This window comes from Sphingomonas antarctica (genome assembly GCF_965137005.1).
Taxonomy (GTDB): Bacteria; Pseudomonadota; Alphaproteobacteria; order Sphingomonadales; family Sphingomonadaceae; genus Sphingomonas_O; species Sphingomonas_O antarctica.
In genome coordinates, this window is record NZ_CBCRXM010000005.1 from 1 (window position 1) to 24,437 (window position 24,437).

Sequence of the window (24,437 nt, forward strand, 5' to 3'; positions counted from 1 at the left end):
ACGCTCTCGGTCCGCGGACGTGAGGTCGATGACTATGCCACTGCGCATCCGCGCTCACTCGCACGGCCACACGCCACTGGGAATCCCTAATTGGACTCAACCGTCAGGCGAGAACCACTAGGTATCCCTCACAGAGAGGACAACGCAGTGCCTGTCTCAAAGCATCTCGTAAAAAAGCCGAGCTTTTCGCGTCGTCCGAAAACTCGGCACCTGGCTTACTCTGTATCGAATACGGCCGACTTTCAAGTTTAAGCGCACCAGCAATAGCGTCGGGCGTTATCGCCGTACCACTCTTAGCCGAATCGATGATAAGGTTGATCATGGTTCGACCGCCTTCAATTCGCGCCCGACTACCCAACGCAGAAATTAGCAGAGTGATTATCGTTTTATGTTCAATTAATGTTTCTTCTATTAGGCGCCGAGTTGGGGTGGCAAAAACCTTAAACCATTCACGATCGTTGCTTCGGATTTTATCAGCCACCAATGAAAACATGCCCATCATCAGCGGTGGATAATGACGACCTTTGGATGTGTAAAAGTATACAAAGGGATGAAGCCCTAAACTCTTACTTTGGTTTCCTATCAGACTAGCCGTCACTTTCTCAAGGTTTGTTAAAAGCTTTAAAGTTTGTGAACCATCGGTGTCGTCAACATACTTCTCTATGGGCCGTTTTTCTGGATCCACCATTTCTGAAAGACTCATAAGAAGATCGAGAGCATCAGTAACTGATGATGATCCACCAAGGGGCAAGTCAATCGTCTTGATCGGCGTTTTCACCTCTGGCGCGAAAAGCGATAGGTGGATCGATTCGGACTTTTTCGTAATCGACGCCTGCATATCGTCAGTAAACTTCGACCAGTACTTATGCCCCGTTGCTGCACGAACCACGGAACGCGCTGCTAGAGCTGGCGCTTTTCTTCGATTCTGTAAGATTCTGCCTTCGGTTGGGTCTAGGATCGATCCCTGTGTATTTATTTTGAAAAACGAGGATTCGGCTTTGTCAGCATCGCCGTAAATCCATTGGACCTGTAGCCAAGTCGCGTATCTTCAGTCTGACGAACCTCGACCGGATACGTTGGTCGGCCGATCGTTATTCAGCGGCGACACCCGCCCGCGCGAACATATCCTCACCCTCGCTCGCCGCATCCTCGTTCGCCGCCGCGACCGCGCCTTTGGCTTGCTGGCGCTTGTCGAACGAACCCCACACCTGGTTCCAGTCGCCGCGCGTCGCCGCTTTCGAATATTCGGTCGCGCGGGTTTCGAAGAAGTTGGCGTGTTCCACCCCGTTGAGCAGCGGCGCGAGCCACGGCAGGGGGTGTTCGTCGATCATGAACATCGGCTTCATGCCCAGCTGGCTCAGGCGCCAGTCGGCGATGTAGCGGATGTACTTCTTGATCTCCTTGGGGGTCATGCCGGTCACCGCGCCCGAATCGAACGCCAGGTCGATGAACGCGTCCTCCAGCGTCACCGTGGTGTGGCACGCGTCGCGAATGTCGCGGATCACCCCGGGGGTCAGGCAGTCGCGTTCCTTGCAAAATGCGTGGAACAGGCGGGTGATGCCTTCGCAATGCAGGCTTTCGTCGCGCACCGACCAGCTGACGATCTGGCCCATGCCCTTCATCTTGTTGAAGCGCGGGAAATTCATCAGCATCGCGAAGCTGGCGAACAGCTGCAGCCCTTCGGTGAAGCCGCCGAACATCGCCAGCGTGCGCGCGATATCCTGATCGCTGTCGACGCCGAACGTGGCTAGGTAATCGTGCTTGTCCTTCATTTCCTTGTACTGAAGGAACATGCCGTACTCGCTTTCGGGCATGCCGATCGTGTCGAGCAAATGGCTGTATGCGGCGATGTGCACCGTCTCCATGTTGGAGAACGCGGCGAGCATCATCTTGACCTCGACCGGTTTGAACACGCGGCCATATTTGTCGTGGTAGCAGTCCTGCACCTCGATATCGGCCTGGGTGAAAAAGCGGAAAATCTGCGTCAGCAAGTTGCGCTCATGCTCGGTCAGCTTCTGCGCCCAGTCGCGGCAATCCTCGCCCAGCGGCACTTCCTCGGGCATCCAGTGGATCTGTTGCTGGCGCTTCCAGAATTCATACGCCCAAGGGTATTCGAACGGCTTGTACGTGGCGCGGGCTTCGGTGAGGGACATGGTCAGGCTCCGTGCAAAACCCCTCTCCCCTTGCGGGAGAGGGTCGACTCGCCAGTGGCGAGCGGGGTGAGGGGAAGATAGAAACTCATTGGCCGGAGTCCCAGCCGTGCAGGGCAAACGCATAGGCGCCGAGCAGGATCGCGCCGGACCCCAGCATCGTCGCGACGATCCGCCTGGCATAGGCGTTTTTGAGCGAAACCGCGCTTACGATCGCCCCCACTGCCAAGGCCGCCGCGACCAGCATCATGACCAGCGCCGCGCTCATGCGACCAATTCCGCCGAGGCGCGTTCAGAAACCCGAACCCCCAACCAAGGAGCATCCCCATGGCCGACCTGTCGCAAATCAAGGAACATATGGAAGTTATCGGCGCCGACGGCGTGCATGTCGGCACCGTCGACCATGTCGATGGCGACCGCATCAAGCTGACCAAGAAGGATTCGGGCGCTCAGGTCTCCGAAGGTTCGGGCAGCCACGAAGGGCATCACCATTACATCTCGGGCGGCCTCGTCGCCGGTGTCGAAGGCGACAAGGTCCGCCTCAGCGCGACCGGCGCCAACGCCGTCACGATGGAAGAAGAAGCCTAAGCCTTTCGCATCCGCCGAAACCGATGCCTGGCTTGCTATTGGCAAGCCAGGCATTCGTCGTAATCCTTCGCCTCGACCTCGATCTGGCGCAGATCGATGGTGTTGTCCGCTTCCACTCCGCCGGCAAAGCCCGCGCGCTGGATCGATTTCGAGCGGAGATAATACAGGCTCTTGATGCCCAATTCCCACGCGCGGAAATGGAGCATCAGCAAATCCCATTTTTCCACATCCGCCGGAATGAACAGGTTCAGCGACTGCGCCTGATCGATATAGGGCGTGCGGTCCGCGGCGAGTTCGATCAGCCAGCGCTGGTCGATTTCGAAGCTGGTCTTGTAGGTGTCCTTCTCGTCCTGGCTCAGGAAATCGAGATGCTGGACGCTGCCGCCCTGTTCCAGAATCGAATTCCACACCGCGTCGGAATTCTTCGCCTTTTCGATCAACAGTTTCTCGAGATACGGGTTCTTGATCGAGAAGCTGCCCGACAGCGTCTTGTGCGTATAAATGTTCGCCGGGATCGGCTCGATGCACGCGCTGGTCCCACCGCAGATGATCGAAATCGACGCCGTCGGCGCAATCGCGGTCTTGCAGCTGAACCGCTCCATCACGCCGCGTTCCTCGGCATCGGGACACGGCCCGCGCTCGACCGCCAGCAGCATCGACGCTTCGTTGACCGCCGCCGAAATGCGCTTGAACATCTTGAAGTTCCAGCTCTTCGCCGGTGCGCTTTCAAACGGAATGCCGCGCGCCTGCAGGAAGCTGTGAAAGCCCATCACGCCCAGCCCGACCGACCGCTCGCGCCCCGCGGAATAAGCCGCACGTTCCATGCCCGGTTCGGCGCGATCGATATAGTCCTGCAGGACGTTGTCGAGGAACCGCATGACGTCCTCGATGAACATCTTGTCGTCGTGCCACTCGTCCCACGTCTCGAAATTGAGCGACGACAGGCAGCACACCGCCGTGCGGTCGTTGCCCAGATGGTCGCGCCCCGTCGGCAGGGTGATTTCGCTGCACAGGTTCGACGTCGAGACCTTGAGGCCCAGTTCGCGGTGATGACGCGGCATCGCGCGGTTCACCGTGTCGGCGAACACGATATATGGCTCGCCGGTTGCCAGTCGCGTTTCGACCAGCTTCTGGAACAATGACCGCGCATCGACACGCGCGCGCTCGGACCCGTCCTTGGGGCTCGTCAGCACCCATTCGTCGCCGGCGCGCACCGCTTCCATGAACGCGTCGGTGATCAGCACGCCGTGGTGGAGGTTCAGCGCCTTGCGGTTGAAATCTCCCGACGGCTTGCGGATTTCGAGGAACTCCTCGATTTCCGGGTGCGACACGTCGAGATAGCATGCCGCCGAGCCGCGCCGCAGCGACCCTTGCGAAATCGCCAGTGTCAGCGAATCCATCACGCGGACGAACGGGATGATGCCGCTGGTCTTGCCGTTGAGGCCGACCGGTTCGCCGATCCCGCGGACATTGCCCCAATAGGTCCCGATGCCGCCGCCGCGCGACGCCAGCCAGACATTCTCGTTCCACGTCTCGACAATACCTTCCAGGCTGTCGGGTACCGAATTGAGATAGCAGCTGATCGGCAACCCGCGGCCGGTGCCGCCGTTCGACAGCACCGGCGTCGAGGGCATGAACCACAGCTTCGAGATATAATCGTACAGCCGCTGGGCATGCGCGGCGTCGTCGGCATAAGCGGATGCCACGCGGACGAACAGGTCCTGATAGCTTTCGCCGGGCAACAGATAGCGATCGGTCAGCGTGTCCTTGCCGAAATCGGTGAGCAACGCGTCACGCGAATGGTCGACCTCGACCGTGAAGCGGGGGGCGTGGACCGCCTTGGAATCGAGGCGTTCCAGCGGGGGCGCGGATGCGCTCGCCGTCGCCGTTACACTCGCCGCCATAGTTTCGAGGATCGTCGCCATCTGTCCGTCGCCTTCTGCACTGCCCCGGAAGTCCATCGAATCGCTCCCTCACCCTGTTCTAAGTCCGTTCTCACCGAACGCGAAGGGCGGCAGGTGCCATCCAGCCCGTGTCGGTCGCACGGGCAGGGCATCTCACAACTACATATAGTGTGTGCCTCGCCCCCGCGAACCACCAATAGTGCAAAATCTGTTAAGCAACGCAAGAGTCACGATTTCTGTGGGTAACTCTGCTGCACTGCAGCGGCGCGCCGGAAATGCGCGGGTTTCGACCCTCGCAAGGGAACGCCGGGGGAACAAAAAATATTCTAAAACACGAAAAAAGTCGGTAGCGCGACCCAATGGACACACTGCCCCATGCCGCGCTTCACGCCAGCCATGCCGGACTGTGGATCGCGCGCGACGATGGTCCGCGCGGGGTCGACCGGCGCGAGGCGCTCAGCCGCGCGGCGGGGGAGCCGCTGATCCTGCTCAACGCGCCCTTGGTGGGACAGCGGCTGGGCTATGCCGAAATCTCGGGGCTCGATTTGCTGGAGCTGTTCGCGTTCGTGCATCCGGCGCGTTTCGCGGTGCCGACGGCCAAGGGGCTGTGCGACGCATTGTCTTTGTCAGCGCCTGTGAGCGAGGCGGAGATCGCGCCAGCATTGCGGGTCATCGCCTCAAAACTGCTACACACATTGGCGCAACCCGATTGGGTGGAGCGCGCCGGCGCGGCGGACTCTCTGCGCGCCTTGGGCCGCGCGCGGTGGCCGTGGTTCTCGCTGGCCCGCACCGCGATGACCGACAGCGAGGCGCGTGAAGCCGGGCTGTTCCAGCGCCTGCCCGAATGGGAGGACCAACCACCGCCGCCGCCGCCGCGCACCATCGCGCTGGGCGCAGGCGCAGTGCAGGACCGCCTTGCTGCCCTGACCGGTAGCCGCGCCGAACCGCGCCAGGGCCAGCGCGATTATGCCCAGGCCGCCGCGCACATCTTTGCGCCGCGCGAACGCCGCGACGCGCCGATCATGACACTCGCGCAAGCGGGAACCGGGATCGGCAAGACGCTCGGCTATCTCGCCCCCGCGACTTTGTGGGCGGACGAGGCAGGCGGCACGGTGTGGCTGTCGACCTACACCAAAGCGCTGCAACGCCAGCTCGATGCCGAAACCGCGCGTGCCTATCCCGATGCGGAGATGCGGCGCGAAGCGGTGGTCATCCGCAAGGGCCGCGAAAACTATCTCTGCCTGCTCAACCTCGAGGACGCGATGCAGGGCGGCTTCGCCGGGCGTGCTGCAATCCTCGCGCAACTCGCCGGACGCTGGGCGGCCTACACGCGCGACGGCGATATGGTCGGCGGCGATCTGCCCGGCTGGCTGCCGTCGCTGTTCCGCCGCAACGGCACAACCGCGCTGACCGACCGGCGCGGCGAGTGCATCTACGCCGGTTGCCCGCATTACCGCCGCTGCTTCATCGAACGCGCCACGCGTGCCAGCGTCGGCGCGAAACTGGTCGTCGCCAATCACGCGCTGGTCATGGTCAACGCCGCGCGCGGGCGCGACGCCGCCAACCGCCCGACGCGCATCGTGTTCGACGAAGGCCATCATCTGTTCGACGCGGCGGATTCGACCTTCGCGGCTGCGCTGACCGGGGCGGAGGCGATCGAACTGCGCCGCTGGGTCATCGGCCCCGAAAGCAAGGCCAAGGGCCGCCGTCGTGGCTTGGCTGCGCGCCTCGGTGATGTCGTCAGCTATGACGATGAAGGCGCGGTTGCGGTGCAGGATGCGCGCGAAGCAGCGATGGCGCTGCCTGGCGACGGCTGGCTCGGCCGCATCGCCGAAGGTGACCCGTTCGGCCCGGTTGAAGAATTGCTCGGCGCGATCCGCAACACCGTCTATGCCCGCGCGACCGGCGAGGACGCGGGCTACGGCCTCGAAACCGAAGCCGCCGAACTCGACGGGCCGCTGATCGAAGCCGCCGCCCGCGCCGCCGCCGCATTGCAAGCCCTTCTCCAACCGCTCACCGCGCTCGGTCGCCGCCTCGAAGCCCTGCTCGACGAAGGTCCCGACTGGCTCGACGGACAGGCGCGTGCGCGCGTCGAAGGTGCCGTTGCCAGTCTCGGCTGGCGGCGCGACGCGGTATTCGCCTGGCTGGCGATGCTCGGACGGCTGGGCGGCCCGCTCGATCCCGATTTCGTCGACTGGCTCGAAGTCGCGCGCGGCGATGGGCGCGAATTCGATATCGGCCTCCACCGCCGCTGGCTCGATCCGATGCGGCCGTTCGCCGACGCCGTGCTCAAACCCGCGCACGGCGTCCTTGTCACCTCCGCGACACTCGGCGATCCCGCCGCCGCCGAAGCGCGCACCGGCGCCAACAAGCTCGACACGCCAGCGACCTATTTCAACGCCGCCAGCCCGTTCGATTACGCCGCCAACGCCCAAATCCTGATCGTCACCGATGTGAAACGCGGCGACGCACCCGCTTTGGCCAATGCCTATGCGCGGCTGATCGCGGCGTCGGAAGGCGGCACGCTCGGCCTGTTTACCGCGATCCGCCGCCTCCGCGCGGTCCATGCGCGCATCGCCGATCGCCTCGCCCGCGACGGCCTGCCGCTTTACGCCCAGCATGTCGATCCGATCGACACCGGCACGCTGGTCGATATCTTCCGCGACGATCCGCATGCCAGCCTGCTCGGCACCGATGCCCTTCGCGACGGCGTCGACGTCCCGGGCCATTCGTTGCGCACCGTCATCCTCGAAGGCGTGCCGTGGCCCAAACCCACGGTGCTTCACGCCGCGCGCCGTGCAGCAGCCGGCGGCACCGCCTATGACGATATCCAGATCCGCGCGCGCCTCGCACAGGCTTTCGGCCGCCTGATCCGCCGCGCCGATGACCGGGGGAGTTTTGTTATCCTCAGCGCCGCCGTCCCCTCGCGCCTGCTCGAAGCTTTCCCGCCCGGAACCCCGATCCGCCGCGTCACGCTCGACGAAGCCGCAGCCGCGATTGCCGCGTTCAATGCGCCACGACAGCCCTTGCCTTTCGCGGGAGAACCGGCAGGGACGGTTCACCGATGAAGCGCCTCACGCTCCTCCGCCATGCCAAGTCCGGTTGGGACGATCCCGCCGCGCGTGATTTCGATCGTGCGCTCAACGATCGCGGCAAGAAGGGGGCGGCGACCGTCGGCGCCCATATGCGCACGCTGGGGCTGGAGTTCGATGCGGTGGTCGCATCGCCCGCGGTGCGCTGCATCGATACGCTCGACGGGCTGTGGGAAGGTTTCGGTCGCACGCTGCACCCGCAATGGGACCGGCGGATTTACCTCGCCTCGGGCGTAACCCTGCTCGACGTGATCCACGACACGCCCGACGATGTGCAATCGCTGCTGATGTGCGGCCATAATCCCGGCCTCGAAGACCTCACTTTGATGCTGGTCCCCGACACCGCCGACGCTGGTCTGCGCGACGATGTCGAGGAAAAATTTCCCACTGCCAGTTTCGCCGAACTCGAATTCGACGGCGCTTGGGCCGACCTGCACAGCAAATCCGCGCGGCTGACGCGCTTCGTCCGGCCGCGCGATCTCGATCCGGACCTCGGTCCCGAACGGTGAAGCTGCGTCGCGCGGTCCCGGGGGACGAAGGCAAGCTGGCGCTGGTCGGCAGTGCGAGCTTTCTCGAAAGCTTTGCCAACGATCATGACGGCGACGCGGTCGTCAAGTTCGTCGATGAGACGCACTCCACGGCTTATTACGCCAAAATTCTCGCCGACCCCGCTTGCCGCACCTGGCTGGTCGAAGAAGCGGTCGGCGCGCCGGTCGGCTATGCCGTGTTGCAACCGGCCAATCTTCCCGAAACCGACGCCGCCACCGATGTCGAGCTGAAGCGCATCTACGTCCTGTCCAAATGGCATGGCGGCGGCTGGGGCGCGAAACTCTATCAGGCGATCGAGGACGAAGCGCGCGCGCGCGGCGCCAAGCGACTGGTGCTCAGCGTTTATGTCCACAACCACAACGCGCAAAAATTCTACGCAAAGCGCGGCTTCGGTCAGATCGGGCGCTGGGAATTTGCCGGCTTCGAGCAAACCGACGCGAGCGAAGACTTTATCTACGCCAAGCCACTTTAAGCGGCGAGCGCGGCCCGCAACTGGTCGCGCACCGCGATCAGCGCGCCGGTTATGTCATTGGCGGGAATCGCCATCGCGCCCGGCTCGGCCACCTTGCTGCCCCCGGCCAGCAATTGCTGCACGCCCTTCACGGTGTAACCGTCGCGATTGAGCGCCTGGTCGATGCGCTTGAGCAGCACCAAATCCTCGGGCCGATAGTAACGCCGGTTGCCCGCGCGCGTCAGCGGCTTCAACTGCGGAAAACGGCTTTCCCAATAGCGCAAAATATGCTGCGCCACGCCCAGTTCGGCACTGACTTCGCCGATCGTCCTGAGCGCGCCCGGCGTTTTCATGAGGACCGCTTAGCCCGCTTTCGCAATGCGGTCGCGCATCGTCTGGCTGGGGCGGAAGGTCAGCACGCGGCGCGGCGCGATCGGCACTTCGACACCGGTCTTGGGATTGCGGCCGATGCGCTCGCCCTTGTCGCGCAGGATGAAACTGCCAAAACCCGAAATCTTGACGTTATGCCCGTGCGACAGGGCTTCGCACATGTGGCGCAAAATGCCCTCGACCTGATCGGCCGAGTCGGCGCGCGACAGACCGATCTCGCGATGCAAGATGTCTGCGAGGTCCGCGCGAGTGAGAGTGCCGTCGTCTGCCATTGCCTTGCCATCCCCCCGGAGGTTGTCCGGCATTTACCGAAACCGCCCGCCTCGTCAAATATCTACCAGCGGATCGCTGCGGCGCCCCACGTGAATCCGCCGCCCATTGCCTCCAGCACGACCAAGTCGCCGGTCTTGATCCGTCCGTCCTTGACCGCGACATCGAGCGCGAGCGGCACCGATGCAGCCGACGTGTTGGCATGCTGATCGACTGTCACGACGACTTTATCGGGGCTGAGGCCCAGCTTGCGCGCCGTCGCGTCGAGGATACGCGCATTCGCTTGATGCGGTACGACCCAGTCGACATCCGCGATCGACAAGTCCGCCGCCGCCAGCGTTTCGCCCAGCACCGCCGCCAGATTGGTCACGGCGTGCTTGAACACCTCCGGCCCCTTCATGCGCAGCTTGCCGACCGTGCCGGTGGTGGACACGCCGCCATCGACATAGAGCAATTGATTGTGCCGCCCGTCGGCGTGGAGCTTGGCCGACAGCACGCCACGCCCGTCATCGGTCGCGCCGAGCACGATTGCGCCCGCGCCATCGCCGAACAGCACACAGGTCCCGCGATCTTCCCAGTCGAGGATGCGGCTGAACGTCTCCGACCCGATGACCAGCGCGTTGGTCGCGCTGCCGGCGCGGATCATGCTTTCGGCGACCGAGACCGCGTAAAGGAAACCCGAACACACCGCCGCGACGTCGAACGCGACGCAATCGTTGATGCCCAGTGCCGCCTGAACCTTGGTCGCGGTCGCCGGAAACGTCTGGTCGGGCGTTGCCGTCGCCAGCACGATCAGGTCGATCTCGCTGGCATCGAGTCCTGCCGCGTCGAGCGCCGCGCGCGCCGCAGCGGTGCCGAGCGTTGCGGTGGTCTCGTCGTCCCCGGCGATATGGCGAAACTTGATGCCGGTGCGCGCGACGATCCATTCGTCGGTGGTGTCGACGGTCTCCGCCAGCTCGGCATTCGACACGCGCCGCTTGGGCAGCGCCGAACCGGTGCCGAGGACCGCAGCACGCCTCATGCGGCGTTGGCCCGCGCGGTCAGATGACCGGGAAACTGGTCAAGGTCCTCGGTAATCCGCCGCGTGATATCCTGCGCCGCGAGTTTGGCCGCGACACCGATGGCATTGGCCACGCCCTTGGGGCTGGCCGACCCGTGGCTCTTCACGACGATGCCGTTGAGCCCGAGGAAAACCGCGCCGTTATGATTGTTCGGATCGAGGTGGTGCTTGAGCAACTCCGTCGCCGGGCGTGAAATCAGAAAACCGATCTTCGAGCGGAACGAGCTGGTAAACCCGCGCCGCAGCAAATCCGCCACGAACCGCGCGGTACCCTCGATCGTCTTGAGCGCGATATTGCCCGAAAACCCGTCGCACACGATGACGTCGACATCGCCGCGCGATAATTTGTCGCCTTCGATGAAGCCGGTGAAATTCAGCTGCAGATGCGCCTCGCGCAAGATCGCCGCGGCATCGCGAATCTCGTCGGTGCCTTTCAATTCCTCGCTGCCGATGTTGAGCAAGCCGACGCGCGGCCGCTCGACGCCCAGCGCGATGCGCGAATAGGCCGCACCCATCACTGCGAACTCGACCAGGTTGCGCGGATCGCACTCGGTGTTCGCACCGAGGTCGAGCATCACCACATCGTTATTTCCGAGCGTCGGCAGCAACGCCGCGAGGGCCGGACGGTCGATCCCCTTCAACGTGCGCAGCGACAGCTTGGCCATCGCCATCATCGCGCCGGTATTGCCCGCGCTCAGCGCGGCACCGGCGGTGCCCTGTTTCACCAGGTCGATGGCGATGCCCATGCTGGTGGTCTTGGCGCGGCGGATCGCCTGGCTCGGTTTTTCCTCGCCCTTGATCGTATCGGGTGCGTGGATCACGTCGCTGCATCCGGTCAGGCCGGGATGCTTGGTCAGCTCGGCATGCAGCACCGCTTCGTCGCCGACCAGCGAGAAGCTCAAATTCGGCCATTGCGCGCGCGCCAGTGCGGCACCCGCGAGCATTACGCTCGCGCCGCCGTCGCCACCCATTGCGTCGATCGCGAGCCTCGGGCCTGATGTCACGCCCGCGTCTCCCAGCGCCCTCAGGCTTCGACGGAAACGATCTCGCGACCGTTATAGTGGCCGCAGGCGGCGCACAAATGGTGGGGACGCTTCAACTCGCCGCAATTCGGGCATTCCTGAAAGGGCGCAGGCGTCAGCGAGTCGTGGCTGCGACGCATGTTGCGCCGCGAAGGCGAAGTTTTTCTTTTGGGGACGGCCATTGCGGCACCTTACTCGACGTTTGAACAAACAAAAAGGGCGGGAAACAGCCGCTCTACCCGGCGCCCATAGGGCGGCCGGGCAGGCAATCGTCACCCGCTTGGCGTGGGCGCGCCTATAGCCAAATGCGCCGCGCTTGCAAGATGGCGAAAACTTTGGCAGCGATTTCAAAGGGGATAAGGGGAAAATAATGATAATCTTGCCGGTCACACTGACCGCGGCGGGTCTCGCTGCGCTGCTGAACATCTGGATTGCGAATCGCGTCGGGCGCGTCCGCGGTCAGGAAAAGGTGTCCATCGGCGATGGCGGCAACACGCGTCTGATCGCGGCGATGCGCGCGCATTCCAATTACGTCGAATATACGCCGTTCGTGCTGGTGCTGCTCGGGCTGATCGAAATGGCGGCGGGCAGTCCGTGGTGGCTGTGGCTGGTGGCGATCGTTTACCTGGTCGGACGCGTGGCGCACGCGCTGGGGATGACCACCGACAATCCGCTGAAACTGCGGTTGGTCGGGACGGTGGTCACGCTGCTGACGCTGGCCGGTCTCGGGATCTATGCGATCACGCTGCCGCACCTCGATGCGCCGCATGCGGTGATCGTCAACGAAGGCTAAAGCCGCGCGATCAGTTTGGCCACCGAGGCATTGGCCTTGCGGCCCTTGTCGTTGCACACTTCCTTTTCGAGTTCGGAACGGATGTGTTCGACTTCGCGCACCGACAGATGCTCGATGCCGATGAATTCCTCGCGCGCGCCGTCCAGCGCGTAGAGGAGTTCATCCAGCTTGGCCTGCATCGACGCGGTGTCGCGATTCTGCGAATTCTGGATCAAGAACACCATCAGGAACGTGACGATGGTGGTACCGGTGTTGATCACCAACTGCCAGTTTTCCGAATATTTGAATGCCGGACCGGAGACGGCCCAGACGATGACCGTGCCGAGCGCGAGGACGAAGGTCGCCGGCTGTCCGCTGGCATTGGCGATCGCGCTGGCGATGCGCGTGAACAGATCGTCGAGTTTCTTGAGCATGCCGGTGGCCTTGGTTGCGTGAAGGTCGGCCCCGCATAACCGCGCTTTGCTGAACGGCAATCAACCTGCGGCAAGTACCGCATCGGCGACAAAGCCGTTGGTGCGCCGTTCGTGCGCGAAGGTCGACATCGGCCCGTGTCCCGGCACGAACGCGGTCTCGCCACCCAGCGGCCACAGCCGCTTGACGATCGCGTCGAGCAGATCCTGATGATTGCCCATCGGAAAATCGGTGCGCCCGATCGATCCCTGAAACAAAACGTCGCCGACGATCGCCAGTTGCGACGGTGCGTGATGGAATACGACATGGCCCGGCGTGTGCCCGGGACAATGATACACGTCGAAAATCAGGTCGCCGACGGTCACCTGATCGCCATTGATCAGCCAGCGGTCGGGTTCGAACACGCGCCCGTCGACGCCGTATTTGCGGCCATCGTCTTCCAGCCGGCTGATCCAGAACCGGTCCGCTTCGTGCGGCCCCTCGATGGGCACGCCCAATTCCTTGGCGAACGTCCCCGCCTCGCCGCAATGGTCGATATGGCCGTGCGTGATGAGGATCTTTTCGATCGTCACACCATGCTGCGCCGCCGCCGCCCGCAACCGCGGCAGATCGCCGCCCGGATCGACGAACGCCCCGCGCATCGTCGCGGTGCACCACAACAGAGTGCAATTCTGCTGTAATGGAGTCACCGGTATGATCGTGGCGTTCAGCGGCGGGTTGCTCATGGCGAGCGACTTGGGGCCGCAAGACGAACGTGACAAGGGTGATGCATGATCGGAGTATTGCTTATGGCCGCCGCGGCGCTCGCTCATCCTATCGTCATCGGCCATCGCGGCGCGTCGGGTGAGCGGCCCGAACATACACTCGCGTCATATGAGCGCGCGATCGAGGACGGCGCGGATTTCATCGAACCCGATCTGGTCATGACCAAGGATCACGTCCTCGTCGCGCGGCACGAGAACGAGATTTCGGGCACGACCGACGTGGCCGCGCATCCCGAATTTGCCGTCCGCAAGGCGACCAGGACGATCGACGGCCAACACGTCACCGGCTGGTTCACCGAAGACTTCACGCTCGCCGAACTGAAAACGCTGCGCGCGCGCGAACGCCTGCCCCAACTGCGTCCCGCCAATGCCGCCTATGACGGCCAGTTCGAAGTGCCGACTTTCGAGGAAATCCTCGCATTGCGCGAAAAACATCCGACCGTCGGCGTCTATCCCGAAATCAAGCATGGCACTTATTTCACCGGCATCGGCATGGCGATGGAGCGCCCGCTGCTCGCGATCCTCGCGAAACACCATCTGACGCGGGCGAGCGATCCGGTGTTCATCCAGTCGTTCGAGGTCGGCAATCTCGTCTGGCTGAAGGCACACACCAAGATCCGCCTGGTTCAGTTGATCGACGACAAGGGCACGCCCGCCGACCTGCCTTCCGAAACCTATGCGGCGATGCTTACGCCTGCAGGACTGGCCGCAACCGCCAGGCGCGCGGACGCCATCGGCATCAATAAATCTTTGGTCTCGACCGATCTCGTCTCGGCCGCGCATGCCGCCGGGCTAAAAGTCCACGCCTGGACCTATCGCGCCGAGAATTTCTTCCTGCCCGCCGCCGACCGCACCGGCGACGATCCGAAAGCGCACGGCGACCTCACCGCCGAACTCCGCGCTGCTTACGCGACCGGATTGGATGGCGTGTTCAGCGACTTTCCGGGGATTGCCGTGAAGGCGCGCATCAAATGACGTCGCCCCGGCGCAGGCCGGGGCCGCTGGCGTTCAGGGAACAAACGACTCCGCAAGGTCGTCCCAGTTCGGATTGGCTTCGCTGATCATCCGCAGTTTCCATAGGCGCTGCCATTCTTTGAGCGCCTTTTCCCGCGCAATCGCTTCTTCGATGGTGTCGTGAGTCTCGACGTGAACCAGTCGGCGCAACTGCCATTTCTTGACGAACTTCGAGCCAAGACCCAGCCGATGTTGTTCGAGGCGGGCGGAGAGATCGGCAGTCACACCGACGTACAATATACCCATCGGCTTGTTCGTCAGAATGTAGGTGTAGCCACCCCTTGTCACATCACGCGTCGTCCCGGCGCAGGCCGGGACCGCTGGCGTTCAAGCACTTCAATGTCCAGCGGCCCCGGCCTGCGCCGGGGCGACGCTCCCTCGCGCCACCGCCTCCGCCGCCCGCATCACCCGCAACACATTACCGCCGGCGAGCTTACCCAAATCGGCATCGCTCCACCCGCGCCGGATCAGTTCGGCGAATACCAGCGGATAGCCATCGACCCCGCCCAACCCCTCGACCGCGACGGGAATCCCGTCGAGATCGCCGCCCAGCCCGACATGGTCGTGCCCGGCCAGCTTCACCACCCATTCGATATGATCCGCCACCAGACTCACCGGGGTCTTCGGCATCGGATGCCCCGCGTCCCAGTTCTTCATCGCCGCCGCGCGGCGTTCGGGCTGGCCCTGCCACAAGGATTTCCCGCGTGCTTCCTCCGCGTCGCGTTCGGACGACCAGCGGCCGTAATCGGCGGACAAATGCCCGGGATAGAAATTGACCATCACCACGCCGCCATTGGCGGGCAGCAGTTTCAGCACATCGTCGGGCACGTTGCGCGGATGATCGTTCACCCCGCGTGCGCCAGAATGCGAGAAGATCACCGGCGCCTTGGTCGCAGCGAGCGCCGCGCGCATCGTATCAGGGCTGACATGGCTCAGATCGACCAGCATGCCGACGCGGTTCATCTCCGCGATCACCGTCCGCCCGAAATCGGTCAGCCCGTGATGCACCGGATCGTCGGTCGCCGAATCCGCCCAGTCGTTATTCTTGAAATGCGTCAGCGTCATATAGCCGGCACCCAGCGCGCGGAATTGACGGATCGCGGCGAGGTTGTTGGCGATCTGATGCCCGCCCTCGATGCCGATCAGGCAGGCGACGCGCCCCGATTTGTGTACGCGCACGACATCGTCGGCGGTCACAGCCATCGCCAGATCGCGCGGATAGGCGGCGCACAGGCGGTGGACCAGGTCGATCTGTTCCAGCGTTTCACGGATCGCCATGTCGCCGGTGACTTCGGACGGGATATAGACCGACCAGAATTGCCCGCCCATGCCGCCCGCGTGCAGCCGGGCCATGTCGGTCATCAACGGCTTGGGCCGCTTGTCGCTGTCGCGCGCCAGTCCCTCGACCTTGCTGTCGCAACAATCGCGCAGCTGTTCGGGCAGGTCGTTATGCCCGTCGATCAGCGGCGTGGCTTTGAGGATACGGTCGATCCGCGCCTTGACCGCCGGGGGGATCGGCGCGGCTTGCGCCACCGCGACCGAGGCCCAGCCCGAGAGGATGATGGTCCCCAGATATGTGCTCAACCGCATCCGCATTCGTATTCTCCTATCGGCAAGGCACCGATGCCGGGTGCGCGCGCACATCGGGTACGTCGTTGCCGCATGCCACCGCATCGCTCGCGTTGATCACGATATTCGCCTTGATCTGGTTGCCGCCGCGCAGGGTGAGCGCCCCGCGCACCGCGCTGACCCGGTTGTTCTGGATGATCGCGCCGCGTGCACCGTCCACGGCGATGGCGTTGCCCATGCCGACATGGATGACGTTGTCGCGGATCACCAGCCGGTCGAATCCGCCGTTGATCGTGCCGCGAAAGAACACCCCCTGCATCATCCCGTCGGCGCGGTTGCCGATGACGCTGATGTCCGATGTCGGCGGTTGGCCCAGCACCGACCAGCCCTGGATACAATCGGGGTGATCGCCATCGGTCTTTACACCCGCGGCATCGAACGTCGCCAGTTTCGGCGTGAAATGGCTGCAGACATTATGCTCGATCGCCACACGTTGCGCCGAAGCCATGTCGATCCCGTCCGAAATCAGCCCGGTGAGCTCGGTGTTGCGCACGGCGATATCCTGCGACTTGTTGATCACCACGCCGCGATACGCGCCGGTGATCGTCATGCCGTCGATCGCGATGTCGCGCGACCGCTGGACCCCGACGCCGTAACTCTTGCCGCCCGGACCGATCACCGTGCCGCCGCGGATGTGCAGGCCGGTCACCCCGTCGAGCGCAATGCCGGTGAACGTCGCGTTCGATGCGTCGAGCGTGATCGCGGGCGACCAGCTTTTGTTGCGCAGCGTCAGCACGCCCTGATCGCCCGACAGCTTGACCGTCGCACCGGGTTTTGCGCCGTCGATCTTGCCCGATGCATTGCCGCACGCGGACAGCGTCAGCATCACCAATATCATCGACCGCATCGCTTTTCCTCTCAACACGCCCATCTCAACACGCGACGACGTTGACCGCGAGGCCGCCGAGCGAGGTTTCCTTGTAGCGCTCGCTCATGTCGAGTCCCGTCTTGCGCATGGTCTCGATCACTTGGTCGAGCGAGACGCGGTGCGTGCCATCGCCTAGCAGCGCGAGCCGCGCCGCCTCGATCGCCTTGATGCTGCCGACCGCGTTGCGCTCGATGCACGGCACCTGCACCAACCCGCCGACGGGATCGCAGGTCAGGCCCAGATTATGCTCCATGCCGATCTCGGCGGCGTTTTCGACCTGCGCCGGGGTGCCGCCCAATGCTGCGGCGAGGCCCGCCGCGGCCATCGAACAGGCGACGCCGACCTCGCCCTGGCATCCCACTTCGGCACCGGAGATCGAGGCATTTTCCTTGAACAACGCGCCGATCGCGGCGGCGGTCAGCAGGTACGTCTCGACCCCGCCCGCGCACGATGCGGGGGCAAAGCGTTCGTAATAGCGCATGACAGCGGGCACGATGCCCGCCGCGCCGTTGGTCGGCGCGGTGACGACGCGCCCGCCTGCGGCATTTTCCTCATTCACCGCCAGCGCCCACAAATTGACCCAGTCGATGACGGTCAGGGGATCCGCCAGCGCGCGCTCCTGCCGCTCGAGCAGCTTGCGAAACATGTCCGGCGCGCGGCGCTTTACGTTCAGCCCGCCCGGCAAGATCCCCGACGCCGCGACGCCGCGATCGATACAGTCGGACATCGCGTCGCGGATCGCCTTGATCCGCGCGACGACCTCCTCGGGGGGCATCGATGCCTCTTCGTTGACGCGCATCAGTTCGGCGATGGTCTTGCCCTCGCGCGCGGTCATGGCGACCAGTTCGTCGCCCGATTTGAACGCGAACGGCACGTCCCAGCCGCCTTCGCTCGGCGCGTTGCGGCCCGTCTCCGCCTCGCCGATCACCGCGCCGCCGCCCACCGAATAAGCGGTCCAGTCGTTGATCGTTTGGCCGTCGGCATCGAACGCCGCAAAGGTCATCGCATTCGAATGAAACGGCAGCTTTTCCTTTTGCAGGAACAACATGTCGCGCGCCTCGTCGAACGCGATGGCGCGCGTCCCGCCCAGCACCAGCCGCCCCGATCCGCGCACCTCGTCGACCACTCTGGCCAGCGTGTCGGGACAAATCGTCGCGGGTCGCTCACCCGACAGGCCGAGGATGATCGCGCGATCGGTCGCATGGCCCTTGCCCGTCAGCGCAAGGCTGCCGAACAGACGCACTTCGACCCGCGCGACGCGCGCGTCGTCCTGCACGCGCGCGGCAAACTCCGCCGCCGCGGTCATCGGCCCCATGGTGTGCGACGACGACGGCCCGACGCCGATCTTGAACAGGTCGAAGGTGGAGGCGGGCATTGATAAGCCCTTACGAGCCTCGGCCCGAAAGAAGAAGCGGGACCCCGGCTCGGAGGCCGGGGTGACGTAAATGGGCATTCCAGCCAGATACTCGTCGCCCCGGGCTTGACCCGGGGTCCCGCTTCTTCTTCCACAGCGTGATGCTCGACACCGCCGCCCCCTTTGTTCTGCTTGACGATGCGCGGGAACGAGGTGCGTCGCCCGCGCGGCTGTATCAAGCGCCGGTGGAGGTCATCGCCACGCGCGATGTTGCGAAGGTGCGCGACTGCCTCGAGCGCATCCGTGAGGCGACGAAAACTGGTCGGCATGCGGCGGGGTTTCTCACCTACGAAGCAGGGTATGTCTTCGAGCCCAGCCTTGGCGTGCCGCCCATAGCGGGCCTGCCGCTGTTATGGTTCGGCGTCTTCGACACCTATGAGGAAATCGCCGCCGAGGCCGTCCCTGCACTCCTCCCCGATCCGGCCAGCGCGTGGCTCGGCCGGCCGCAACCGCGCATTACCTACGCGGATTACGACCAGAAACTCGCGCGCATTCTCGAATTGATCGCGGCGGGGGATATTTATCAGGCGAATCTGACGTTCCGCGCCGACGTTCCGTTCGTCGGCGATCCGCTGGCGCTTTATGCCGGGCTCCGTGAGCGGTCCCGTGCGGGCTATGGCGGGATCGTCTGGACGGGGGCGGACATGCTCCTGTCCGCGTCCCCCGAACTGTTCTTCACGCTCGAAGACGGCGCGCTCAGGGCCAAGCCGATGAAGGGCACCGCGCGCGACCGCGCCGCCGCCGCGCGCCTTGCGACCGACGAGAAACAGCGCGCCGAAAACCTGATGATCGTCGATCTCCTCCGCAACGATCTGTCGCGCGTCGCCGTGCCGGGGAGCGTCGCGGTGCCGCGCCTGTTCGAGATCGAAAGCTATCCGACGGTCCATCAGATGACCTCGACCGTCACCGCCACGCTCGCCCCCGAACGTGACGCCGTCGATGTCATCGCCGCGCTGTTCCCCTGCGGCTCGATCACCGGCGCGCCCAAAATCCGCGCGATGGAGGTGATCGCCGAAGTCGAGGACGAACCGCGCGGGGCCTATTGCGGCAGCATCGGGCGGATCGACGCGGGTGGGACGGGGGCTGCATTCAACGTCGCGATCCGCACGCTGCATGTCGTTGGCGAGACCGCGACCCTCGGTCTCGGTTCGGGGATCGTCGCCGACTCGTCCGCGCCCGACGAATGGGCCGAATGCCTCGCCAAGGGCGCGTTCGTCGCCTCGCCCCCGGCGTTCGACCTGATCGAAACCATGGCGTTCGATCCGCTCGACGGGATCGTCCACATCAAGGCGCATATGGAACGGTTGGCATCCTCCGCCGCCGTCTTTGGATTCAAATTCGATCGCCACGGGGTTCGCAACGACCTTCAGGCCGCGACGTTTCGCTTGCGCGAACCGGTTCGGGTGCGCCTGATCCTGTCGCGCACCGGTGCTACGTCGATCCAGGTCACGCCGCTGCCCGATATTCCCGAAGGCCCGGTGCCGGTCGCGATCGTCGCGCGTCCGACCCATGCGCGCGATATCCGGCTGATCCACAAGACGACCGACCGGCGGATTTATCCACGACGTCCGGATGGCGCGTTCGAGATCGTCATGACCGATGCCGACGGCTTCCTGACCGAAGGCAGCTTCACCAGTTTGTTCGTTGCCGATGCCACGGGTCGTTTGCGGACGCCGCCGCTGGCACATGGTCTGCTGCCCGGCATCCTCCGCGCCGATCTTTTAGCCGATGGGCGGGCATATGAAGCCGAATTGACCGCCTCCGACCTGCAAAACACTTTCTTCGTCGGCAATTCGCTGCGTGGCCTGTTGCCCGCGCGCCTCCTTCGCCTATAGCCGCCTGCGCAACACGGGGGACCAACGTGCCGCAGCTGTCCGACGCCATCAATCGCATTTCTCCGTCGCAAACGCTGGCGATGACCGCACGCGTCGGCGCGCTCAAACGCGCGGGTGTCGATGTGATCGGGCTCAGCGCGGGCGAACCCGACTTCGACACGCCCGATTTCGTCAAGGAAGCGGCGATCGACGCGATCCGCGCGGGCCAGACCAAATATACCGATGTCGACGGCACCGTCGCGCTGAAGCAAGCGATCGCCGACAAATTCCTGCGCGACAACGACCTGACCTACGGGCTCGATCAGATCAGCGTGAATTCGGGCGGCAAGCACACCCTGTTCAACGCGTTCGTGGCGACGGTTCAGGCGGGCGACGAGGTGATCATCCCCGCGCCTTATTGGGTCAGCTATCCCGACATCGTCCAATTCGCCGGCGGCACCCCGGTGTTCCTCGTCGCGGGTGCCAACCAACTGTACAAGATTTTGCCCGAACAGCTCGAGGCGGCGATTACGCCCCGGACCAAATGGGTGCTGCTCAATTCGCCGTCCAATCCGACCGGCGCGGCCTATTCGGCGGACGAATTGCGGGGCTTGGGCGACGTGCTGTTGCGCCACCCGCACGTCATGGTCCTGACCGACGATATGTACGAGCATATCTGGTACGCCGACAAGCCGTTCGCGACGATCGCCCAGGTCTGTCCCGGGCTCTACGACCGCACGCTGACGGTCAATGGCGCGTCGAAAGCCTATGCGATGACCGGCTGGCGGATCGGCTATGCCGGCGGCCCCGCATGGCTGATCAAGGCGATGGCCAAATTGCAATCGCAGTCGACGTCCAACCCATCGTCGATCAGCCAGGCGGCGGTGCTCGGCGCGCTGACCGGCGATCAATCGTTCCTGAAGGAACGCAATGCCGCGTTCCGCCGTCGTCGCGATCTGGTCGTGGCTGGGCTCAACGCCGCGCCGGGACTGCATTGCCCGACGCCCGAAGGTGCCTTCTACGTCTATCCCGATGCGACCGGCTGTATCGGCAAGCGCACGCCCGATGGAAAAATCATCGAAAACGACAGCGATCTGATCGATTATTTTCTCGATCACGCGCAAGTGGCGGCGGTTCCGGGCGTCGCTTTCGGGGTTAGTCCTGCGTTTCGCGTAAGTTACGCGACATCGGAAGCGATCTTGACCGAGGCCTGCCGCCGCATTCGCGCGGCTTGCGAGGCACTATCCTGAACAAAAGATAATCTTGTTGTTCAACTCCGGTGAAACCGGAGGCGCGCATCTTACGTATATCGATGCATATACGGGAGACGCGAGATGCTCGCACTGTTGAAGAATGACTTTACGCAGCGCTTCGCCGCGGGGTTCGCGCTGACCGCCGCCGTGATGGCGGTGTTGACCCAGCCAGGTATCCTGTGAGCGCGCTGCGACGCCTGCTGACCGGTGCGGCCGTTGCCGCCGCCGCGCTCGGCGTCGCGACGCTTGCGCCATTGGCGCAGGCGGCTGAGCGCACCGTGCTGGTGCCCGTCGCCAAGACCGACGTCGCCGCCCGGGGTAACACCGCCACCGCCGTGCTGGCGGGCGGGTGCTTCTGGGGCATGGAAGCGGTGTTCAGCCATGTGAAGGGCGTTCGCCAGGTCGTGTCCGGCTATGCCGGCGGCACCGCGCAGACCGCCAATTACGAGACGGTTTCCACCGAAACCACGCATCATGCGGAGGCGGTGCGGATCACCTACGACCCCCGCCAGGTCAGCTATGCCACGTTGCTGCGGGTGTATTTCTCCGTTGCCCACAATCCGACCGAGCTGAACCGGCAGGGTCCGGATTCGGGAACCAGCTATCGCAGCGCGATCTTCCCGCAATCGCCCGATCAGGCGCGCGTGGCGCGTGCGTATATCGCGCAGCTGAACGCCGCACACAGCTGGGGCGGCCCGCTCGCGACCAAGGTCGAAAGCGGCGGCTTCTTCCCCGCCGAGGCGTATCACCAGAATTTTGCGCGCCTGAACCCGCAGCACGGTTATATCCGCATGTGGGATGCGCCGAAACTGACGGCGTTCCAGCACACTTTGCCGCAGCTCTATACGCCCGCCTGGGCGGCTTAAAACTCGCCGCCGATCCCCACTTTCGCGCCGGTGTTCTTGCCGCCGGCGTGACTGACACCGGCATGAACCGAGAAGGGCGCGTCGCCAAAACGGTGCGCCAGGCTGGCACTGAACGCCACTTCTCCGCGGAATACCGCCGCATTGGACTCATAGGTCGTCTTGCCGGCACCCGACGGCATGCTCGGGGTCGATAACGCCATTGCGGCGGCAATGCCGCGCCGGCTTTCGCGCCGGTCATAGGCTGCCAGGTCGAACAGCTGGTTGATCGAACGGCCCTGCGCCGCAACGGTATCGTCGATCGCCGCCTGGCTGGTCTGCAAGCTCTCGATCTGCGCGTTCTGCTGCATGGCCACCAGCGATGCTCCCGACTGCCCGCCCTTGCCGAGGGTGCCGTTGGCATCGACCGTGACATAGAATTCGGTGCCGGTCTGCGCGGCATCCGACGCGGCGATGTCGCCCAATTGCACCGACGTGCCCGATCCGCCCAATTTGACCTGATTGGCGGCGGTCGTCGCGGCGTTGGCACCGATGGCGGTCGAACCGGCAAAGCTGGCAGTCGCCATATAACCGATCGCCGACGTGTTCATCGCCGATGCCGTGCTCTTGCCGCCGATCGCGGTCGTCTGCACATTGGTCGCGACCGCACCCGCGCCGATGGCCGTCGCGAACGTCCCCGTCGCCTGGCTGAGGTAACCGATCGAGGTCGCGACCAGGCCTGTCGCCTGCGCCGACGAACCGAGGCCCAGGCTGCCCAGCGTCGTGGCGTTGGCACCATTGCCCAGTGAGACTGCGGCGGATCCCGACGCGTTCGACGAACTGCCCAACGCCAGCGCGTTCGACGCGGTCGCCTGGCTGAAATACCCCAGCGCGACCGCGCCAAATCCGACTGCCTGATCGGCATCGCCGATCGCGACCGCGCCCTGACCGTTCGCGGTCGAGCGGTTGCCGATCGACGTCGCGCCGATCCCGCCGGTGGCGACGTTGGTCGTGCCGATCGCGACGCTGTTGGCATTGCTGGCCAGCGCATCGGTGCCGATGGCGATGCTGTCCGCGCCGGTCGCGTTGGCGCCGATGACGCCGACATCGCCGCCGTCGGTGCCCAGTGCGACGCTGCGCGCCCCGGATGCGCGCGCGGCGCCGCCGATGGCCGTCGCGCCGGCGGTGAGCGCTTGTGAATCGGTGCCGATGGCGGTGCCGTTGATGGCCGCGGCATTGGCGCCATGGCCGACCGCGATGGCGTCCTGCGCGGTTGCGCCACTGAACGTGCCCAACGCGACCGCACTGTCGCCGGACGCGCCCGCGCCGGAACCGAATGAAACGCTGGCATCGCCATCCGACGCCGCGCCCACGCCGATTGCCACGGCCGAGGTGGTGGCCGAAGCACCCGCGCCGACGGCGACACCGTTGGTGTCGCTGGACGCGGTCGTACCTACCGCGACGGCATAATCACCCGTCGCAAATGCAAGAAAGCCGTTGGCGACCGCGAATTGTCCGGCCGAGGAATTGAATCCGGTGGCCGTTCCGTTGCCCGACGCCTGCGCCGTATAACCGATCGCCGTCGCCCCGTCCGCTTGGGCCTGGGACTGTGACCCCGCCGCTAGGCTGTTCGCGCCCGTCGCCGTCGCGCCATGGCCGATTGCCGTCGACAAGGTCCCGAGAGCACTGGAGGTGCCGCCAATCGCGGTCGAGGAATCGACCGTTGCGCGCGCATCGCTGCCCAGCGCGGTGCTGTTCGCCCCCGACGCCACCGCGCCAAGCGCGTCGCCGTCCCCTGAGTCCCCGCCAATTGCGACACTGTTCGCGCCGGTTGCGCGCGTGGCGTTGCCGAGTGCGGTCGCCTGGGCTCCGCTTGCCTGTGCGGTTGCGCCCAGCGCCGTTGCCGCATTACCCGTTGCAGCCGCTTCGCCCCCCACCGCCGTAGCATTGGCCGTCGTCGCGGTAGAGTTGGTACCGCATTCGGTCGAACGCGTATTTACGCCGTCATTGCAGGGCGCCGTGCCGTCGGCGCGCGCCGGTGAGGCGGCGAGCGCGCACAAGGCGGTCGACGTCAAGATCAGATGCTTGCGGAAGTTCATGCCCGGTCCCCAATCGCGACGCGTCAAATGGCGCCTGTGTCGAGGTTATCACAAAGGAAT

Annotated in this window: 25 protein-coding genes; 9 read left to right on the top strand and 16 right to left on the bottom strand. The window is 64.5% G+C overall.

Features of this window, described 5'->3' with window-relative positions:
• Positions 1-103: 103 nt before the first annotated feature.
• The 3 genes from ACM9ME_RS06865 to ACM9ME_RS06875 form a co-directional block, all read right to left on the bottom strand.
• Positions 104-889, bottom strand: coding sequence for a hypothetical protein (locus ACM9ME_RS06865; protein WP_415642708.1), 786 nt, complete (start codon positions 887-889; stop codon positions 104-106).
• 202 nt (positions 890-1,091) lie between these two features.
• On the bottom strand, positions 1,092-2,153 hold the full coding sequence (locus tag ACM9ME_RS06870; RefSeq protein WP_415642709.1) for a ribonucleotide-diphosphate reductase subunit beta: 1,062 nt from the start codon (positions 2,151-2,153) through the stop codon (positions 1,092-1,094).
• Positions 2,154-2,238: 85 nt separating this feature from the next.
• A complete protein-coding gene (locus ACM9ME_RS06875; RefSeq protein ID WP_415642710.1) occupies positions 2,239-2,418 on the bottom strand; it encodes a hypothetical protein in 180 nt (59 codons plus the stop codon).
• 59 nt (positions 2,419-2,477) lie between these two features.
• Between ACM9ME_RS06875 and ACM9ME_RS06880 the strand changes: the two genes are divergently transcribed.
• Entirely contained in the window at positions 2,478-2,738 is a 261-nt protein-coding gene (locus ACM9ME_RS06880) for a DUF2171 domain-containing protein (protein WP_415642711.1), read from the top strand.
• 35 nt (positions 2,739-2,773) lie between these two features.
• Here the strand turns inward: ACM9ME_RS06880 and ACM9ME_RS06885 are convergent, their stop codons facing one another.
• Positions 2,774-4,699, bottom strand: coding sequence for a ribonucleoside-diphosphate reductase subunit alpha (locus tag ACM9ME_RS06885; protein WP_415642712.1), 1,926 nt, complete (start codon positions 4,697-4,699; stop codon positions 2,774-2,776).
• A gap of 302 nt (positions 4,700-5,001) precedes the next feature.
• Between ACM9ME_RS06885 and ACM9ME_RS06890 the strand changes: the two genes are divergently transcribed.
• Genes ACM9ME_RS06890 through ACM9ME_RS06900 form a run of 3 tightly spaced genes read left to right on the top strand, consistent with a single transcriptional unit; the run spans position 5,002 to position 8,755 of the window.
• Positions 5,002-7,710, top strand: a complete 2,709-nt coding sequence (locus ACM9ME_RS06890) for an ATP-dependent DNA helicase (RefSeq protein WP_415642713.1) — start codon at positions 5,002-5,004, stop codon at positions 7,708-7,710.
• Entirely contained in the window at positions 7,707-8,243 is a 537-nt protein-coding gene (locus ACM9ME_RS06895; RefSeq protein ID WP_415642714.1) for a SixA phosphatase family protein, read from the top strand. The genes ACM9ME_RS06890 and ACM9ME_RS06895 overlap by 4 nt, the downstream gene beginning before the upstream one ends.
• Positions 8,240-8,755, top strand: coding sequence for a GNAT family N-acetyltransferase (locus ACM9ME_RS06900; RefSeq protein ID WP_415642715.1), 516 nt, complete (start codon positions 8,240-8,242; stop codon positions 8,753-8,755). The genes ACM9ME_RS06895 and ACM9ME_RS06900 overlap by 4 nt, the downstream gene beginning before the upstream one ends.
• Here ACM9ME_RS06900 and ACM9ME_RS06905 read toward each other — a convergent pair.
• The 5 genes from ACM9ME_RS06905 to rpmF form a co-directional block, all read right to left on the bottom strand.
• Complete coding sequence (locus tag ACM9ME_RS06905; protein ID WP_415642716.1) at positions 8,752-9,087, bottom strand: MerR family transcriptional regulator; 336 nt, start codon at positions 9,085-9,087, stop codon at positions 8,752-8,754. The two genes, ACM9ME_RS06900 and ACM9ME_RS06905, sit on opposite strands and share 4 nt — an antisense overlap.
• 9 nt (positions 9,088-9,096) lie before the next feature.
• The gene (locus ACM9ME_RS06910; RefSeq protein ID WP_415642717.1) at positions 9,097-9,396 is read right to left on the bottom strand and encodes an integration host factor subunit alpha; all 300 of its coding nucleotides are present in this window, start codon (positions 9,394-9,396) and stop codon (positions 9,097-9,099) included.
• Between the two features lie 62 nt (positions 9,397-9,458).
• The gene (locus ACM9ME_RS06915; protein WP_415642718.1) at positions 9,459-10,415 is read right to left on the bottom strand and encodes a beta-ketoacyl-ACP synthase III; all 957 of its coding nucleotides are present in this window, start codon (positions 10,413-10,415) and stop codon (positions 9,459-9,461) included.
• Positions 10,412-11,458, bottom strand: coding sequence for a phosphate acyltransferase PlsX (gene plsX, locus ACM9ME_RS06920; RefSeq protein WP_415642719.1), 1,047 nt, complete (start codon positions 11,456-11,458; stop codon positions 10,412-10,414). The genes ACM9ME_RS06915 and plsX overlap by 4 nt, the downstream gene beginning before the upstream one ends.
• A 20-nt stretch (positions 11,459-11,478) precedes the next feature.
• Entirely contained in the window at positions 11,479-11,658 is a 180-nt protein-coding gene (rpmF, locus tag ACM9ME_RS06925; RefSeq protein WP_415642720.1) for a 50S ribosomal protein L32, read from the bottom strand.
• A 188-nt stretch (positions 11,659-11,846) separates the two neighbouring features.
• On the opposite strand from rpmF, the gene ACM9ME_RS06930 reads away from it, so the two are divergent.
• Positions 11,847-12,269: an MAPEG family protein gene (locus ACM9ME_RS06930; protein ID WP_415642721.1), complete on the top strand. Its 423-nt coding sequence runs from the start codon at positions 11,847-11,849 to the stop codon at positions 12,267-12,269.
• Here the strand turns inward: ACM9ME_RS06930 and ACM9ME_RS06935 are convergent.
• On the bottom strand, positions 12,266-12,682 hold the full coding sequence (locus ACM9ME_RS06935; RefSeq protein WP_415642722.1) for a low affinity iron permease family protein: 417 nt from the start codon (positions 12,680-12,682) through the stop codon (positions 12,266-12,268). The two genes, ACM9ME_RS06930 and ACM9ME_RS06935, sit on opposite strands and share 4 nt — an antisense overlap.
• Positions 12,683-12,742: 60 nt before the next feature.
• Complete coding sequence (locus ACM9ME_RS06940) at positions 12,743-13,405, bottom strand: MBL fold metallo-hydrolase (RefSeq protein WP_415642723.1); 663 nt, start codon at positions 13,403-13,405, stop codon at positions 12,743-12,745.
• 45 nt (positions 13,406-13,450) lie between these two features.
• Between ACM9ME_RS06940 and ACM9ME_RS06945 the strand changes: the two genes are divergently transcribed.
• Positions 13,451-14,419 (top strand): glycerophosphodiester phosphodiesterase, encoded by a 969-nt coding sequence (locus ACM9ME_RS06945; RefSeq protein WP_415642724.1) that lies wholly within the window; start codon positions 13,451-13,453, stop codon positions 14,417-14,419.
• Between the two features lie 33 nt (positions 14,420-14,452).
• On the opposite strand, the gene ACM9ME_RS06950 is transcribed toward ACM9ME_RS06945, so the two are convergent.
• The 4 genes from ACM9ME_RS06950 to ACM9ME_RS06965 are packed head-to-tail and all read right to left on the bottom strand — an operon-like array spanning position 14,453 to position 18,330.
• Positions 14,453-14,746 (bottom strand): GIY-YIG nuclease family protein, encoded by a 294-nt coding sequence (locus ACM9ME_RS06950; protein WP_415642725.1) that lies wholly within the window; start codon positions 14,744-14,746, stop codon positions 14,453-14,455.
• A 48-nt stretch (positions 14,747-14,794) separates the two neighbouring features.
• A complete protein-coding gene (locus ACM9ME_RS06955) occupies positions 14,795-16,042 on the bottom strand; it encodes a dipeptidase (RefSeq protein WP_415642726.1) in 1,248 nt (415 codons plus the stop codon).
• A gap of 22 nt (positions 16,043-16,064) precedes the next feature.
• On the bottom strand, positions 16,065-16,934 hold the full coding sequence (locus tag ACM9ME_RS06960) for a right-handed parallel beta-helix repeat-containing protein (protein WP_415642727.1): 870 nt from the start codon (positions 16,932-16,934) through the stop codon (positions 16,065-16,067).
• A 25-nt stretch (positions 16,935-16,959) separates the two neighbouring features.
• Entirely contained in the window at positions 16,960-18,330 is a 1,371-nt protein-coding gene (locus ACM9ME_RS06965) for an L-serine ammonia-lyase (protein WP_415642728.1), read from the bottom strand.
• A gap of 140 nt (positions 18,331-18,470) precedes the next feature.
• Here ACM9ME_RS06965 and pabB point away from each other — a divergent pair, with 140 nt between their 5' ends.
• From pabB to msrA, 3 genes are all read left to right on the top strand, one after another.
• Complete coding sequence (pabB, locus tag ACM9ME_RS06970; RefSeq protein ID WP_415642729.1) at positions 18,471-20,204, top strand: aminodeoxychorismate synthase component I; 1,734 nt, start codon at positions 18,471-18,473, stop codon at positions 20,202-20,204.
• A 26-nt stretch (positions 20,205-20,230) separates the two neighbouring features.
• Positions 20,231-21,433, top strand: a complete 1,203-nt coding sequence (locus ACM9ME_RS06975) for a pyridoxal phosphate-dependent aminotransferase (protein WP_415642730.1) — start codon at positions 20,231-20,233, stop codon at positions 21,431-21,433.
• A gap of 182 nt (positions 21,434-21,615) precedes the next feature.
• Entirely contained in the window at positions 21,616-22,302 is a 687-nt protein-coding gene (gene msrA, locus ACM9ME_RS06980) for a peptide-methionine (S)-S-oxide reductase MsrA (RefSeq protein ID WP_415642731.1), read from the top strand.
• Here the strand turns inward: msrA and ACM9ME_RS06985 are convergent.
• On the bottom strand, positions 22,299-24,377 hold the full coding sequence (locus ACM9ME_RS06985; protein ID WP_415642732.1) for a YadA family autotransporter adhesin: 2,079 nt from the start codon (positions 24,375-24,377) through the stop codon (positions 22,299-22,301). The genes msrA and ACM9ME_RS06985 overlap by 4 nt on opposite strands.
• Between the last annotated feature and the right edge of the window lie 60 nt (positions 24,378-24,437).

What these genes read in the sequence shown, in the direction of transcription:
- ACM9ME_RS06935 (WP_415642722.1), bottom strand. Translation starts at nt 12,682, where the DNA reads ATGCTCAAGAAACTCGACGATCTGTTCACGCGCATCGCCAGCGCGATC.
- ACM9ME_RS06890 (WP_415642713.1), top strand. Translation starts at nt 5,002, where the DNA reads ATGGACACACTGCCCCATGCCGCGCTTCACGCCAGCCATGCCGGACTG.
- ACM9ME_RS06905 (WP_415642716.1), bottom strand. Translation starts at nt 9,087, where the DNA reads ATGAAAACGCCGGGCGCGCTCAGGACGATCGGCGAAGTCAGTGCCGAA.
- ACM9ME_RS06910 (WP_415642717.1), bottom strand. Translation starts at nt 9,396, where the DNA reads ATGGCAGACGACGGCACTCTCACTCGCGCGGACCTCGCAGACATCTTG.
- ACM9ME_RS06875 (WP_415642710.1), bottom strand. Translation starts at nt 2,418, where the DNA reads ATGAGCGCGGCGCTGGTCATGATGCTGGTCGCGGCGGCCTTGGCAGTG.
- ACM9ME_RS06985 (WP_415642732.1), bottom strand. Translation starts at nt 24,377, where the DNA reads ATGAACTTCCGCAAGCATCTGATCTTGACGTCGACCGCCTTGTGCGCG.
- ACM9ME_RS06895 (WP_415642714.1), top strand. Translation starts at nt 7,707, where the DNA reads ATGAAGCGCCTCACGCTCCTCCGCCATGCCAAGTCCGGTTGGGACGAT.
- ACM9ME_RS06965 (WP_415642728.1), bottom strand. Translation starts at nt 18,330, where the DNA reads ATGCCCGCCTCCACCTTCGACCTGTTCAAGATCGGCGTCGGGCCGTCG.
- pabB (WP_415642729.1), top strand. Translation starts at nt 18,471, where the DNA reads ATGCTCGACACCGCCGCCCCCTTTGTTCTGCTTGACGATGCGCGGGAA.
- ACM9ME_RS06945 (WP_415642724.1), top strand. Translation starts at nt 13,451, where the DNA reads ATGATCGGAGTATTGCTTATGGCCGCCGCGGCGCTCGCTCATCCTATC.
- ACM9ME_RS06880 (WP_415642711.1), top strand. Translation starts at nt 2,478, where the DNA reads ATGGCCGACCTGTCGCAAATCAAGGAACATATGGAAGTTATCGGCGCC.
- ACM9ME_RS06930 (WP_415642721.1), top strand. Translation starts at nt 11,847, where the DNA reads ATGATAATCTTGCCGGTCACACTGACCGCGGCGGGTCTCGCTGCGCTG.
- ACM9ME_RS06940 (WP_415642723.1), bottom strand. Translation starts at nt 13,405, where the DNA reads ATGAGCAACCCGCCGCTGAACGCCACGATCATACCGGTGACTCCATTA.
- ACM9ME_RS06870 (WP_415642709.1), bottom strand. Translation starts at nt 2,153, where the DNA reads ATGTCCCTCACCGAAGCCCGCGCCACGTACAAGCCGTTCGAATACCCT.
- ACM9ME_RS06960 (WP_415642727.1), bottom strand. Translation starts at nt 16,934, where the DNA reads ATGCGGTCGATGATATTGGTGATGCTGACGCTGTCCGCGTGCGGCAAT.
- rpmF (WP_415642720.1), bottom strand. Translation starts at nt 11,658, where the DNA reads ATGGCCGTCCCCAAAAGAAAAACTTCGCCTTCGCGGCGCAACATGCGT.
- ACM9ME_RS06915 (WP_415642718.1), bottom strand. Translation starts at nt 10,415, where the DNA reads ATGAGGCGTGCTGCGGTCCTCGGCACCGGTTCGGCGCTGCCCAAGCGG.
- ACM9ME_RS06885 (WP_415642712.1), bottom strand. Translation starts at nt 4,699, where the DNA reads ATGGACTTCCGGGGCAGTGCAGAAGGCGACGGACAGATGGCGACGATC.